General features: G+C 40.2%; 15 protein-coding genes and 1 pseudogene. 9 read left to right on the plus strand and 7 right to left on the minus strand.

Going from position 1 to position 14,618, the window contains the following annotated elements:
• The 5 genes from MRT15_RS01550 to MRT15_RS01570 form a co-directional block, all read right to left on the minus strand.
• Positions 1–1,671 (minus strand): thiamine pyrophosphate-binding protein, encoded by a 1,671-nt coding sequence (locus MRT15_RS01550; RefSeq protein WP_304327258.1) that lies wholly within the window; start codon positions 1,669–1,671, stop codon positions 1–3.
• A gap of 62 nt (positions 1,672–1,733) precedes the next feature.
• Positions 1,734–2,945, minus strand: coding sequence for a redox-regulated ATPase YchF (locus MRT15_RS01555; protein WP_304327260.1), 1,212 nt, complete (start codon positions 2,943–2,945; stop codon positions 1,734–1,736).
• Positions 2,946–4,115, minus strand: a complete 1,170-nt coding sequence (locus tag MRT15_RS01560; RefSeq protein ID WP_304327262.1) for an inositol-3-phosphate synthase — start codon at positions 4,113–4,115, stop codon at positions 2,946–2,948. It abuts the gene before it with no gap.
• Between the two features lie 34 nt (positions 4,116–4,149).
• Positions 4,150–4,809 (minus strand): hypothetical protein, encoded by a 660-nt coding sequence (locus tag MRT15_RS01565; RefSeq protein ID WP_304327263.1) that lies wholly within the window; start codon positions 4,807–4,809, stop codon positions 4,150–4,152.
• A gap of 14 nt (positions 4,810–4,823) precedes the next feature.
• Positions 4,824–5,363 (minus strand): hypothetical protein, encoded by a 540-nt coding sequence (locus MRT15_RS01570; protein WP_304327265.1) that lies wholly within the window; start codon positions 5,361–5,363, stop codon positions 4,824–4,826.
• A 53-nt stretch (positions 5,364–5,416) separates the two neighbouring features.
• Between MRT15_RS01570 and MRT15_RS01575 the strand changes: the two genes are divergently transcribed.
• From MRT15_RS01575 to MRT15_RS01615, 9 genes are all read left to right on the plus strand, one after another.
• Positions 5,417–6,682 (plus strand): acyl-CoA dehydrogenase family protein, encoded by a 1,266-nt coding sequence (locus tag MRT15_RS01575; RefSeq protein WP_304327284.1) that lies wholly within the window; start codon positions 5,417–5,419, stop codon positions 6,680–6,682.
• 140 nt (positions 6,683–6,822) lie between these two features.
• Positions 6,823–7,626, plus strand: coding sequence for a DUF6754 domain-containing protein (locus tag MRT15_RS01580; RefSeq protein WP_304327266.1), 804 nt, complete (start codon positions 6,823–6,825; stop codon positions 7,624–7,626).
• A gap of 7 nt (positions 7,627–7,633) precedes the next feature.
• Positions 7,634–8,293: a hypothetical protein gene (locus tag MRT15_RS01585; protein WP_304327268.1), complete on the plus strand. Its 660-nt coding sequence runs from the start codon at positions 7,634–7,636 to the stop codon at positions 8,291–8,293.
• A 2-nt stretch (positions 8,294–8,295) separates the two neighbouring features.
• Positions 8,296–9,165: a hypothetical protein gene (locus tag MRT15_RS01590; RefSeq protein WP_304327270.1), complete on the plus strand. Its 870-nt coding sequence runs from the start codon at positions 8,296–8,298 to the stop codon at positions 9,163–9,165.
• Entirely contained in the window at positions 9,165–9,806 is a 642-nt protein-coding gene (locus tag MRT15_RS01595) for a hypothetical protein (RefSeq protein WP_304327272.1), read from the plus strand. The genes MRT15_RS01590 and MRT15_RS01595 overlap by 1 nt, the downstream gene beginning before the upstream one ends.
• A 57-nt stretch (positions 9,807–9,863) precedes the next feature.
• Entirely contained in the window at positions 9,864–10,559 is a 696-nt protein-coding gene (locus MRT15_RS01600) for a 2-phosphosulfolactate phosphatase (RefSeq protein WP_304327273.1), read from the plus strand.
• Between the two features lie 42 nt (positions 10,560–10,601).
• Entirely contained in the window at positions 10,602–11,024 is a 423-nt protein-coding gene (locus MRT15_RS01605; protein ID WP_304327275.1) for a hypothetical protein, read from the plus strand.
• Positions 11,025–11,078: 54 nt separating this feature from the next.
• Entirely contained in the window at positions 11,079–11,597 is a 519-nt protein-coding gene (locus MRT15_RS01610) for a 4Fe-4S dicluster domain-containing protein (RefSeq protein WP_304327277.1), read from the plus strand.
• A 2-nt stretch (positions 11,598–11,599) separates the two neighbouring features.
• The gene (locus tag MRT15_RS01615) at positions 11,600–12,457 is read left to right on the plus strand and encodes a CoB--CoM heterodisulfide reductase iron-sulfur subunit B family protein (RefSeq protein WP_304327279.1); all 858 of its coding nucleotides are present in this window, start codon (positions 11,600–11,602) and stop codon (positions 12,455–12,457) included.
• Positions 12,458–12,463: 6 nt separating this feature from the next.
• Here the strand turns inward: MRT15_RS01615 and MRT15_RS01620 are convergent, their stop codons facing one another.
• Positions 12,464–14,419, minus strand: coding sequence for a CoB--CoM heterodisulfide reductase iron-sulfur subunit A family protein (locus tag MRT15_RS01620; protein WP_304327280.1), 1,956 nt, complete (start codon positions 14,417–14,419; stop codon positions 12,464–12,466).
• A 56-nt stretch (positions 14,420–14,475) separates the two neighbouring features.
• A pseudogene (locus MRT15_RS12520) lies at positions 14,476–14,618 on the minus strand (electron transfer flavoprotein subunit alpha/FixB family protein); the annotation flags it as partial.

The following is a 14,618-nucleotide window of genomic DNA, read 5'->3' on the forward strand; positions in this document are numbered from 1 at the left end:
CTATAATCTGTATCTATAACTTTCATATTCGTTTGTTGTGTGTACGTCTATTATTGTTGGGCCTTTAATGTTTAGAGCTTCTTCTAATATTGCGCTTAAATCTCTTGGATCATCTATTCTAATTCCATTTGCTCCAAAGCTTTTTGCTATTTCATCGAAGTTTGGTGTATGTATGTCCACTTGGAATGGTGGGTATCCATGCCTACTCCTCTGTATATTCTTTATCATGGTGTATTGTCTGTCATTCATGACTATTACTTTTATATTGGACTTTTGCTCTACAGCTGTGGCTATTTCTCCGAGGGTCATTAGCATCCCTCCATCCCCCGTTATTCCGATCACATTGGCTTCTGGTACCACTTTACTTGCAGCTATTGCTGCTGGTAGTGTGAATCCCATATTTCCAAATCTATCTGATGTTAGTAGTGTGTTTGGCTTGTTTTGTCTTAGGTATAGTTCAGCCCATGATGAGCTTCCACCAACATCTATGGTGAATATCACATAATCATTCCTTACAATCTCTTTTATTGTTTGAACGAGGTATGCTGGGTGTATGGGTTTTTGTTTTGAAAATCTGTATGCATGTTCTTTTAAATCTGATTCCACCTTCCCCTTTAATTCCGCTATCCTATTTTCAAGGTTAGTCCATTTACTCCTATAACCATTTACTTCTCCAATTAACTCCTTCAATAATTGTTTTAGGTTTGGGGTGTTTACTTCAATTATCCTACCATTATCTTCAATTATTTCTCCGTATGGTGGCTCCTCTTGGTATATGTGTATAATCCTCTTACTCTTAGATAATTCCATGATATCCCTAGACTCCCTCTCCCCCCTATCTAGCCCCACAGTTATTATTCCATCAGCTTCTTCAAGGAATTTCCTTAAATCTTCCAGTATATTTCCAAATCCCACTATTATGGTGTATCCTATATTCAGTTTATTGTTGAATGGTATTACGTCTCTACTCCTCCTACTTGCCAGTGTCGGTATGTATGTTTTCTCCATTAATTCTTCGATTTCCATGGTTGAATTCTCTCTAAGAACCCCCTTACCAGCAACTATTATTGGCTTCTCTAATTCCATTAACTTTCTAGCTATTCTTTTTGCAACATCCTTTGCCCCGAGTTGCAGTTCACCTTTATATGTATTTAATGTTTTTTGTATGTCTACTTCGAGTATGTCCATGGCTAGTGATATGTGTACAGGCCCCTTCCTCCCACTTGTGGCAATATGGTATGCTTTTTCCATGTGGTATGGTAGTTCCAATGCGTTATCCACTGTTTTACTCCATTTCGTTATGTTTGCAAATATCTTTTCTAGGAAAAGCCAGTCTTCAACTCCATGGTATGGTTGCACCTTCTCCCTACTTGAGCAGTGTCCAGTTATGTGTAGCATTGGTGAAGCTGCTGTATATGCTGCCGCCACCCCCGTAGCTGTGTTTAATGCTCCAGGTCCCGCTGTAACTAGGCATACTCCTGGCTTCAAAGTCAACCTACCCGTTACATCTGCCATTACAGCTGCTGAGTGTTCATGTTTTACCAGCACATGCTCTAGGCTGCTCTTCCTTATAGCTTCATATATTTCCAGTATATTATATCCTGGCAAACCATACACTATTCTTGCATCTTTTTCCTCTAAAAATTTCACTATATACTCTGCTGCCTTCATTTCCCCACACCAAATATTCATTCACTATAGTATGATATTTTGATTTTTAACCCTTTAGTTTGCTACTTTCTTTTTGTTGTTGATACCAGTGTTATTACGTCTCTATCTCTTAGTATGTAGTCTTTTGGTAGCCTTATTCCTGTTCTCACATCTATTCCGTATAGTAGTCCTCTTGCTAAATCGCTATGTATCTCTTTTGCAAGGTCTAGTAGTGTGGCGTTATGTGGCATTAGGAATGCGTCTGGGAGTACATTCCCCTTCTTGTCCGTTAACCTTTCTGGGTCTTCAACTGGGTATACCACGTTCACTCTTAATAATTTGAAGACTGCTATGTTTAATGCCAATTGAACTCCCGTCCTCAATAGTTTATCCATCACCATATGTTTTATGTAGCTTAAAGCCCACCTTTGTCTTGGATTCAATTTGGATTCATCTATTATTTCGAAGCTCTCCATTCCCGGTATATATTTCACTATCCCTTGTTGTTCAGCTCTCCTTAAAGCCAGTTCTGCTTCTGCACTACATGGGACTACTAAGTGTTGTCCGAATTCCTCAACCATCCTCTTATAGTTTTCCTCAGCTATCCCTAAATCCATTTTATTGGCAACTATTAGTGTTGGTTTTGATATTGTTCTAAGCTCCATTGAGAATTTATTGTAGTCTTCCTCCGTCCAAGAATCTATTTTCCTATCTAGGAGTCCTGCCTTCTCCAAGCTTAAATATATCATTCCCCTTGTAACTTTCATTCCAGAAAATATTTGATATAATGCTTCAACCATGGATTGCCTCTTCGAATACTCCCTCTCCACCCTATCCCTATTGGATTTTATAACCTTCTTAAACCACTCCACAAGTTCATATTCAACTTCATAGTAATCTGCTATTGGATTTCCAATTCCAGGTTGACATATCCTCCCCTCCGCATCTATGCTTCCGGATGCATCCACTATGTGTAGTAGTGCATCTGATTGCATAGCTACGCTTAAGAATTGGTCTCCAAGCCCCCTACCCAAATGTGCATCCTTTATTAGCCCTGGTAAGTCTATTAATTCTATTGGTATATATCTCCATCCCTCTATACATTTAGAATTTTGTGGATTATCTTTAACCTTAAACTCCCTGCATACGCAGACTGTTTGAACCGTGGCTGTCCCTATATTTGGTTTCTTTGTTGTGAATGGGTATGTTGATACCTCTTCACTTAGTAGGGTTGCTGCATTGAAGAATGTCGTCTTCCCAGTATTCGTCTTCCCAATCAATCCTATCCTTATCATCTACCCCTCTACCAATCCATCTATTTCTCTAAGCCACTCTTTAAGTTTTTGGAATGCCAATATCTTCGATATGGATTTTGATCCTGGTGGTCCAGGCATTTTCATGTAGAATAAGTTTACTGGGTATACTGCTCCACAAATACCTCTATCTATGCATATCCTCCCAATCCTAACTAGATCCACTAGTAACCCCGCCAGTGCTGGGCTATCATTCATCCTAACATTAATGTATATTTCATCCTTCAAATTGTTGAATGTGTAGTATTCCATATGCATTGCTACAAGCTTCCTATCCCCCAGAGGCTCTAGGTATCCTGTGGGCTTTATATAGTGTGGGACATCATATCCAAGTATATCTTTTATCATGCTACTCTTCGTAACTTCCTTCATCAAATTCCTCTCTGGTAGTGTTAATGCTAGGAAGTCTGTGTTTCCAGCTATGTTGAATTGAACTATGAATTCAACCTTCCTATTCCTAGTGGCCATATGCTCCAATAAATCTGCGGTTAATGGTGTTGCACCAGTAGCTCCATCATCCCCAAATAGTGGTAAGCCATTTTTCTCATACATTTTAACAATGTTTTCATCGTTGGCTACTGGTGTTGGTATGGCATTTACGAATGCCACTTTACGCCTAGTTTCCTCCCTATACTTCAAAGTGGCGTATGCATATACTTGTGTTGCCGCTAATTTTTCAACATCATTTCCATTAATCCTCTCTTCCAATTCGCTTATATCGTTGAGTGGTTTCGCGTTTTCCGTTGTTATTATGTTTACTATTACGTCTGGACTCATCTCCCTCCATTGATCAACAATAATATTTACGGCATCCTTTAAGGTCATCTTCCTCTCCAATCCCAAGACTCCACTTAAAACTCCATTTAAGCTTCTTAAATGCACCCCCTCCCTAACTTCTACTTCCTTCAATTTCTCAGGTATTGGTGATACTTCTCCTATTTCCTTCTTTGCCACTTCATATATTGTTTTCCCAACCTTTTTTGCATCTACATCGTATGATCCCACTATCTCTATTTCCTCTATCTTCCTCCTCAATTTTACATTGGCCAGTGGGACTCCATATGGTGGTATCTCCCCAGCTTTTATCCTTTCCAATCCAACTGCAAAGTAATTTGCAACCATCCCTTGCCCGAGGATTATGGTTCTTATCATGTGGTTACATCACACTTTTCCTTTGATAATTGGTTTAACTAGCTTTTAAGTATTTCTGGCTGTAAATATTACGTAGTGCTTCATATAATTTCATGGAGATTATTGATGTAGCCATTATCCTCTCCAAGTCTTCTATGCTCTTCCTCATTTCATCGAGCTTCTTCCTCAATCCTGGAACTAGTGATCTAGGGTACTCTAGGGATTCTAATGCTTGGAATATTTTGTTCATGAGGTCCATTCTAATCTTCGCGGATTCCACATCCCCCTTTATTAGGCTCGTTATAGTCCTCCTCTTCAATTCTCCAATTAAGTCTGCTAGTCCAAGTATGTATGCTTTTACTGGTACTTTTAGATCGCTTGCCTTCGGTATTCCATGCCCCTCTTCCATTTCAAGTAGTGCTTTTGCTTCAACGTACTCTTGTAGCATTGTGGTGTAGGCTTCACTTAAATCTTCCATAACCTCTTTGTCTTCTAGTTTTCTCAATTCCCCCTCAATCATTTTTTCCGCTGAGGTAAGTTTTGTTTTAGCTTCTTCCATCATTTCTTGTTGTATTAATGATATTGCTTCTCCACATAGTCTCTGTGCTTCCCTAATTTTGAGGTATATCTTCTCCTTTGCTTCATACTTCTCGTAAAGTCCCCTCTTTATCTCTTCAACTTCCTTTAGGAATTCTGTTAAATCCATTTTTATCATGTACCCTCCACTCCTTAGAGTTTTATTCCTAAATCTTTTATCTCATTCTTCTGTTTTTCCGTAATTAATTCCTCAAGTTTATTCATTAACTCCTTATCAATTATGTCTATTACACTCATCAATTGCTTTAATTCTTCCACGTTGTCTAATGGTATTTCAAATGTTACTGCATTATAATCCCCTTCAATCAACACCCCCTTCTCAGCCACCATTTTATAAATTTCGCTGAAATCTTCTTTGTATGCTAAGCTTAATAGGATTCTATCTGACTCTACAATGGCTTTCAGGAATTCCTTAATCTCCTTATTTGATGGTAGTATGGCAATCTTGAATTCCTCTTCAACTCTATATTGTTTGAGCATTACTTCAATGATTACAATTGGGGGTTTTGTATGTATTGCTACAAATCCTTCACTTCTAACTCTAGGCTTGAAGGTTTTGTCGCTATGCAGTATAATGTATGGCGTTCCATCATCATATACCCCATAAACATATATTGTTCTCGCCTCTCTTATTACATCCATGTAGCCTTCCAAACTCAACTCAACATCCAATAATCTTATCTATACACTAATACATTAACATTTGTTTGGTGATTGTATTGAGCGTGCCACCAATAAATTACCCGAAGGACACTATTCTAAGTTTCAGTAAGGATGAGGAGATGTTTAGGGGGGTTGTTAAGGAGTTTTGTGATAGGTATATTGCGCCAGTCTGGGTTAAAGTTGATGAGGAAGCTGCGAAGGATCCCATGAATATACCATTAGACCTCTACTCTAAGATGGGTGAGCAAGGCTTATTTGCAATTCCATGTAGCTCGAAGTTTGGGGGGCAGGATGGAACATACACCATGGCTACAATAGCCACGGAGGAGATAGCTTATGCTGATCCAGCAGTAGCCATTGCCGTATACACACTCCTAAATAATGGTTGGCCCTTCGCTTTACAGGTTTTTGGCAGTGAGGAGGTTTGTCAAGAGATAATACCGGAGGTGGCTAAGGGGAGGGCATTCTTTGGAATATCGACAACAGAGCCTCAGGGAGGCTCAGATATTGCTGGGATAAAGACTACGGCCAGGAAGGAGGGTTCAAAGTACATATTCAATGGTGAAAAAGCCTACATCAGCGGTGTTGGAGAGGTTCAGAAACTTCCATGGGGTGGAGGATGGTTCCTAGTGGCTAGGACTGGTGGTCCTGGTCATAGGGGGTTATCGGCTTTCGCTTTCCTAGCTAGGAGGAATGGCGTGTTAGGTAAAGGGTTTCATCCAACAATATACCATGATATTGGTAGGCACGGCCTCACCACTGGAGGATTTATATTGGAGAACTTTGAGCTTGACGCCAAATACCTCCTCGGCGAGGAGAATAGGGGGTTCTATTATGTGATGGAAGGGTTCAACTTAGCTAGAATACTGGTTTCAGCTGCATGTGTTGGTGCAATGAAGTGGCTTTTGGAGAGGGCTGCTGAATGGTTTAAGCAGAGGAAGCTATTTGAGGGGAGATATATATCATCATTTCAAGGTGTAAGCTTCCCATTCGCCGAACTATATGCAAAGTATGAAGCTGCAAGATACTTCGTTTATAGAGCTGCAAGACTTGCGGATAAAGTTTATTTGGAGAAGGATCCAACCGTGAATCCAAGGGATTTAAATGTTCCAGTTGCTTTAGCTAAGATGTGGGCTCCACTGGCAGTTGCGGATTTAGCTGAGGAAGTTATGAAATGGTATGGGGCTTTCGCATATACCAAGGAATGCCCAGTATATAGAGCTTGGCTCGGCACATTCTCATATGCCATAGGTGCTGAGGGAGCTCAGAACATAATGAAATACATTATAGCCAGAGACCTCCTTGGAAGTGAATATGTTAGGGCTTAAACCACCATAACCTAAATCATCATTTTTCAAATTTTTTAGAGATATTAGTTACAAATATTGCATAAACTTTTTAAATCCTCTACACCTATATAGTATAGGCTCGTTTCCAAAAAACTTGGAAAACGTTATGGAGGGATAAATTGTTGAACCCAACATTTGCTGGGCAAATACTATTTGCAGGGCGTGGAAGCAGCCTAGTGATATTAATACTGCTAGTGGTATTCTTCTACCTTGGTTTGAGACTCGCAAGAATGGGTAGACCTCCAAAGATGAGGCGTCTACCAGCAATGGATGCCATAGATGAAGCCATTGGAAGGGCTGCTGAAATGGGTAAACCAGCACTATACACTCCAGGCCTTACTGGAAGCCTCGATTCTGAGCAGGGGCCTCAAATGGTGGCTTCAATAACCATATTGAGCTATGTGGCTGAGGGGTGTGCAAGATATGATGTGCCGTTGATTGTTGATCTATGTCAAGGTGATGCCATACCATTAATGGATGAAACACTTAGACTTGCATATTTGAAGCAAGGGAAGCCTGAAAAGTATGATCCAAAAATGATAAACTACTTCCCAGGACAATCACCAATGGTTACTGGAATTCTTGGGCATCTTCAACGTTTACGTCCAGCAGCATTCTTCATGATTGGAGGATTATACTATGAGTCTGTGGTTATTGGTGAAGCTGCAAACTTCGTTGGAGCTATGAGTATTGGTGGGACTGCAAATACTCATCAGCTACCATTCATAATTGCAGTATGCGATTACGTTTTGATAGGGGAGGAGATTTACGCTGCAAGCGCGTATCTCTCAAAGGACCCGTATCAAATAGCAACAATTGCCGGTGAGGATTGGATAAAGTTCATATTAATGGCACTGCTAATCTTGGGATTCATACTAGAGCCCCTAGGAATTAATATTATAAGTAGCTTTTTGAGGTGGTGAGGAGGGTATGGGTGCAGTTTGGAGGAGACCTGAAATATTCATGTTCATTGCAGGTGTAGTTATGGGCTTAACACTATTCGGATACTTCTTCAACGTTCCCACAGTGATAGATTGGGTTACATGGTTACAGACCTTCGCAACCCACATAAGCTACTTCGCCACATGGCTAGGCTTCTTGACAGCTGCTAGAGTACACATATACAATATTCAGCGTAGAACTCCTGGAGTATGGTACTTCAGCATAGTAATGTTCGCATCATGTTTGATACCATTCCTAGCGGCACTACCAGAAATTGCCAACCCCTCAATCACAAATCCAATATATACTTGGCCATTCAACTGGGTTTACACACCTCTTGGAGCAGCACTCTACGCCACCACAGGATTCTACATATTCTCAGCCGCCTATAGGGCTTTCAGAGCTAGAAGCCTTGAAGCTACAATACTCCTAGTTGCAGGATGCCTCGTAATGCTTGGGAATGCACCAATAGGAGAGCTAATATGGAATAAGATTCCAGATATAAACAATTGGCTTCAAATGACTGGTCAAACTCCTGGTATGCGTGCATTAAACATTACAGCTGCACTTGGAATAGTGTACTTTGGATTACGGGTTGCCGTAGGCGCTGAGAAGAGGGTCACAACCCTTGGTACTGGAGGTGGATGAAAATGGGTGGAACTCAAACTATTTGGGAGAAGCTTGGAGCCATAGACAAGAGGATCCTATACTGGGTACTGTTCATATCTCTGGCTATACCATACATCAAACCCCTAGGTTTACCAGTATCCATAGCTGAAACCAGTTATGCACTCTACAATTACATTAACACCCTTGGCCCTAACGATGTAGTTGTTATGGCAATAGAGTTCGGCGTTTCTGCATGGTCTGAATGCTTACCCGGCTTTGTTGCTGTATCTAAGCATCTCATACAGCGTGGTGTAAAGATAATTTATTGGTGTGTTGGATACACCGATTGTGATTTAACCATGGAGGCCGTTATGGCGAGAATTCCACAACTTAAGGGTCCAGGTCAGCCTGCAGGGCCTGGAGACTACAAATATGGTGTTGACTGGGTTTACTTTGGATACATTGCTGGTGGCGAGACTACCGTGGCTCAGTTGGCTGATAATATACGTAATGTTCTCAGAACTGATAAGTATGGAACACCAATAGATCAGATACCTCTAATGAAGAATGTGAATTCAGCTAAGGATATCAAGCTTGTAGTTGACTCCACGACTGGTGATTATGGAGATTACTATGTTAGGCAGTGGAGGATGAGGTATGGAACTGCCGTGGCTGAGATCGGCATAGCCATGAACTATTCAACATTCATACCATATTATCAAGCAGGTTTAGCTGTGGGTGCACTTAAAGGTATTAGGGGTGCAGCTGAGTATGAGAAGCTCATTGGCCAACTTGGTGAAGCGACGACAAGCTTAGATGCATTAAACATATCACATCTACTAGTGATAATAGCGATAATCTTCGCCAATATAAGCTACTTCATGACTAGACGTAAGGGAGGTGGAAGGTAATGCCATACCCCTCAACAATTGATGGAATAATTGGAGCTTGGGTTGGAGCCTTCCTCACACTGGCAATATACAGCTACATCCTCTATAAGGAGACTAAGGTCTACAGGTTTGCAGAGTATCTGTATGTTGGAAGCGCATTCGCAGTTGCATTAACTATTTCAACAACACAGATATATAAGCAGATAATATTGCGTATAGCCAGTGGCCAGTACATCTACATTGTAGGCGTAATATTGGGGTTGATGCTTCTCACATTGCCATTTAAGAGTGTTAGGTGGATAAGTAGGTATACTGTAATGTTCCTAATGGGTTTAGGTTTCGGAGTTACCATTAGAGGTGCACTTACAGCAAATATAATAGCTCAAATTAGGGGGTCTATAACTCCTCCTGGTGCAACTGCAACTGCATTGGATTGGTTCAACTTTGCATGGATATGTCTTGGAACCCTTCTAGTGATATCATACTTTACATTCACAGTTGAGCATACTGGATGGTACTTCTATCCAACGAAGCTCGGTAGATATATACTGCTGGTAGGTCTTGGAGCATATTATGGCAATACTGTCCAATTCAGGATGACAATGCTTGCAGGGAGAGTTCAGTACCTACTGCAAGTGTTTAAGATAATTCCATGGCCATAAACGTAAAATAACAACTTTTTTTAACTTTTATATTAGACCTATAGTTTAGTTTATTGTATGGTTAAGGTTGAAATATGTTTTGGTATTGGTGATCACTACAGCATTCCCGTTAAAGATAGGGTTGTAGTTGTAATTGATGTTTTGAGGGCATCTTCAACTATAACTACGGCTTTGGCTAATGGTGCTTTGAAAGTTTACGTTTTTAGGGAGGTTGAGGATGCCATTAATTTCCATAGGAGAACGCCAAATTGCATTTTGGCTGGTGAGCGTGGTGGTTTGAGGATTGAGGGGTTCCATTTAGGTAATTCTCCAAGGGAGTTTTCCCGTGAATCCGTTTTTGGGAAATATATATCTTTTACGAGTAGTAATTGTGCTAGGATTGTTGATTCTCTTAGGGATGCTGAGCACATGGTTTTAGCATGCTTCCTAAACATTTCTTCAGTATGCAATTATATTAGGCATTTATCATTGAAATATGGTTTGGATGTTGTTTTGGCTTGTGCTGGTAGGTATGGGTCTCCTTGTTCTGAGGATTTGTTGTGTGCTGAGGTTTTACGTGATATGATTTTGGGATCCATAGATAAACCCCCTACAAATGATTTTTCCCAATTCTTGAAATTGACATCTTCTGGTAGGAATTTAATTAGGTTGGGCTTTAATCAGGATGTTGAGTATTGTGGTGCTGTAGATGTTTTTGATGTGATACCAGTATGGGATGGTGAAGGATTCATAGCTTTCAGATTTAAAACATAAGCTTCATATTCACATTTAAAAACATATATTTTGTGATCCAATTTGGATTATCTTGGCTTGCTGTATAAGTTCATGTACATATTCATATTGAATTTGATTGTTAAAGAGCTTTCTCTACAATTCTTCCTTGGGAAGCTTGCAAGGAACTTTAAATTCGTAGTTGGTGTTTTGATATTGTCTTTAGCTTCTTCCAGCTTCCTATTTATAGTTATGAATGTTGTATCCACATATTTTAGGTATGCTCTAATTTACCTATACTTTTCAAGTTTACTTGGATATCTAGGTTTATTCATAGCGTTGTACATAGGTTCCAATTTATTGGTGGAAGTTCCATTGTATGGGTACACTCTTCTTAGGGGTAAATTGGATTTTGGAGGTATTGTGAGTTTGTTATTGATGATTAACATGTTTGCATATTTCATAGCCTATCTACTTGGATTTGTAGATCCATTGGCTTGGATTTAGCAATAATCAACCTTAAATATACTTCATTATTAAACTGGTTTGGGGTAATCTGGCTTGTGGGCTGATGTGACTGTTTTATCTGAGAAGGCTAATGTTGAGCTTGTTAAGAGGCTCAAAAATTTCCCCTCAATCGTGGATCCATATGCATGTTTACAGTGTGGTAAATGCACTAGCGGTTGCACTGTTATGGTTTTGATGGAGAATTTCCCACATAGGGTTGTGGATATGGTTAGACTTGGCTTAGTACCTGAACTTTTGAAGTCTGATGTTATTTGGGCTTGCACTCAATGTCAGAAGTGTAGGGATGCATGTCCACAGAAGGTTAATCCATCTGAGATATTCATTGTACTTAGGAATCTCAGTATAATTGAGGGTGGAAGTGTTCCAGATGCATATTCAAATATGCTTTCAAAGGTTTTGGAATCCGGGTTTATACAAGATGCTATTGGAGTTGTGGGTTCTGATGGTTTAACATATGATCGATTGAAGCTCAGCCTACCACAACTTAGTGGCCCCAAGAATGTGGATGTATTTCAAGCCAATTGTATGGATGCATTTCAGAGGGGTGTATAGCATTGAGATACATACTTTACCCAGGCTGTTTAAGCTCCACCGATCAGTATCAATATGAGCTTTCAGCTGTAAATGTATTGAAGAGTTTAAATGTGGATTTCAGTTATGCTGAAAATGTTAATTGTTGCGGTCTGCCACTGAGGAGTGTTAACTCCTATGGTTGGGTATATCTGTCAGCAAGATTGATGTCTGTTCTTGAGAGTTATGGTAAGCCATGCATACTCCTCTGCAATTGGTGTCATGCATCATTAACATATGTGAAGAAGCTTCTCGATGAAGATGAAGCTTTGAGGTCTTGGGTTAACAGTTTACTTGCAAGGGAGGGGTTGAAGTATAAGGGTGATTTAAATTTCAAACACATAATTCAATTGCTATATGAGGATATTGGGCTTGAGAAATTGAGGAGTAACGTTAAGAGGGGGTTTAAGGGCTTCAAATTCTCAATACATCCAGGATGCCTCTATTTTAGGCCTAATGATATTGGTCGCCCCGACGATTCCCATGAGCCACATATGCTTATGGATCTCGTTAAAATTCTTGGAGCTGATGCTGAGTTATGCTTAGATTGTTGTGGATGGTCAATATACAACACTAATGCCAATACGGGATTGACTTTGGCTGGGAGTAGACTTAAACTTGCATCGAAAACTGATGGCATTGTAATAGCGTGTCCTCATGGTGGTGTAATGATGGATAAGAATTATGAGGAGGCATGTAAGGTTTCAGGGTTTAAGGGGGATGTTCCAGTACTATACTATACGCAGTTGCTTGGGTTGGCTATTGGTTTAAGTCCAAGGGATGTGGCTCTCAATTTAAATAAGTCTCCAGTCAATTTGCTTATAGGTAGATTTGGAATTTAACTCTCTTCATTTGGCTAGTATGGCATCTATTGCTGCAATTATCGATTCATCTGTGAATCTCCTCTGTTTTATGGCTTTTGATGGGCATGCAGATGCGCAAATTCCACATCCCATACATGCTCCAACATTTACTTCAGCCACTTTCTTCTCAACATTCATTTTTATTGCTTTATATGGGCATGCCGATGCACATATTCCGCATCCACTACATTTACTCTCATCAACCTCTGCAATGTATGGTTCAGCTTCAGCTTCACCTCTAATTAGCAATTTTATTGCTTCGGTAGCTGCTGCGGATGCTTGAGCTATACTTGATGGTATATCCTTCAATCCCTGTGCACATCCACATATGTATATTCCACGTGATGGTGCACTTACAGGTCTCAGTTTTGGATGTGCCTCTAAGAGGAATCCATCAACACCTCTTGGAATCTTAAGTTTAGATGCAAGGTCTATGGAGGATGGGTTTGGTATGAGTCCAGTTTCAAGTATAATCATGTCAACCCTAAACTTATATAATTCATTCAAATTCATGTTGAAAACTTCGAATGTCAATTTTCCATCTTCAAATCTAACTTCCATGGGTTTCCCCCTAATGAAGTGTACATTGCCCAATTCCCTAATTCTCCTATAGAATTCCTCATATCCCTTACCATATGTTCTTATGTCAGTGTAGAATATGTATGTCTTTATTTCAGGGTTTGATGATGCAATGTAGTATGCATGTTTCAATCCAGCCATGCATCCCACATTACAACAGTATGGTAGATGCCTCTCATCCCTAGATCCTACACATAATACTATTGCTACTTCCCTGGGCTCTTTACCATCACTCAACTTAACTATCTTCCCCTTGGTCGGCCCCTCCGCCGAATATATTCTCTCGAATTCCAATCCAGTTACAACATCCCTAAACTTCCCATAACCATACTCCACAAGCTCCTTTGGATTCATAAGTTCATATCCAGTTGCAATAATTATTGCCCCAACTTCCACTTCCATTTCCACATCTTTATCATTGAAGTTTATGGCTTTAGCTGGGCAGACTCTCTCACACACTCCACATATCCCCCTAGTTATCTTTAAGCAATGGTTCGAATCTATTATGTATGCATTTGGTATGGCTTGAGGGTATGGCTTATATATCGCCCTCCTAACACTCAAACCACAATTGTACTCATCTGGTATTCCGCTCACTGGGCACTTCTCACTACACATTCCACATGCAACACATTTTTCAACGTCAACGTATCTTGCCTTCCTCTTGATTTTCACTTGGAATGATCCAACCCGCCCCCCAACATCCACAACCTCCGAGTTTGTTAGTAATTTTATGTTTCTATGCTTTGAAACTTCATTCATTAGTGGTGTGAGTATGCATAGTGAGCAGTCCAGTGTGGGGAATGTTTTATCCAATTGCGCCATCTTACCCCCTATGGATGGAGACTTCTCCACCAAGTATACTTCTATACCTGCATCAGCTATGTCCAGTGCGGCTCTAATTCCAGCTATTCCCCCACCTATAACTAAAGCCCTCTTAACTACGGGTAGTTTCCCCCTTTCAAATGGCTCATATTTTGAAACCCTCTTCACAGCCGCCTTAACTATGTCTATTGCCTTCTCAGTTGCAGCTTCTGGATCGTTGTAGTGAACCCATGAGCATTGCTCCCTAATGTTTGCCATTTCAAACATGAATCTGTTAAGTCCTGCTTCCTCCAATGCCCTCATGAATGTTTCTTCATGCATTGTTGGTGAGCATGCTGCCACAACAACCCTATCCACCCTTCCAGCCTTTATATCATCAATTATTAATTGTTGACCTGTCTTAGAGCACATGAACATGTAATCTTTAGCCACTGAAACTTCATTCAATTTCCTAATTTCCTCCACAACCCTCTTGACATCGATTACTCCGGCAATATTCTTACCGCAGTGGCATACGTAGACTCCAACTTTAACCATTCCACTCAACCACGAATACAGTATTTCATGGAATATTTAAAAATAAGGTTTGAATTTTACTTTACACTAGTAGCTTTAAGTTTCTCTATGAGTTTTGGTATGAATTCGTAGAGGTCTGCGACCACACCATAATCAGCGGATTTTATCATTGGAGCTTCTGCATCCTTATTTACTGCAACAACTATTTTTGCCCCCTGTA

Source organism: Candidatus Culexarchaeum yellowstonense (genome assembly GCF_024707025.1).
In the GTDB taxonomy this organism is placed as follows: Archaea; Thermoproteota; Methanomethylicia; order Culexarchaeales; family Culexarchaeaceae; genus Culexarchaeum.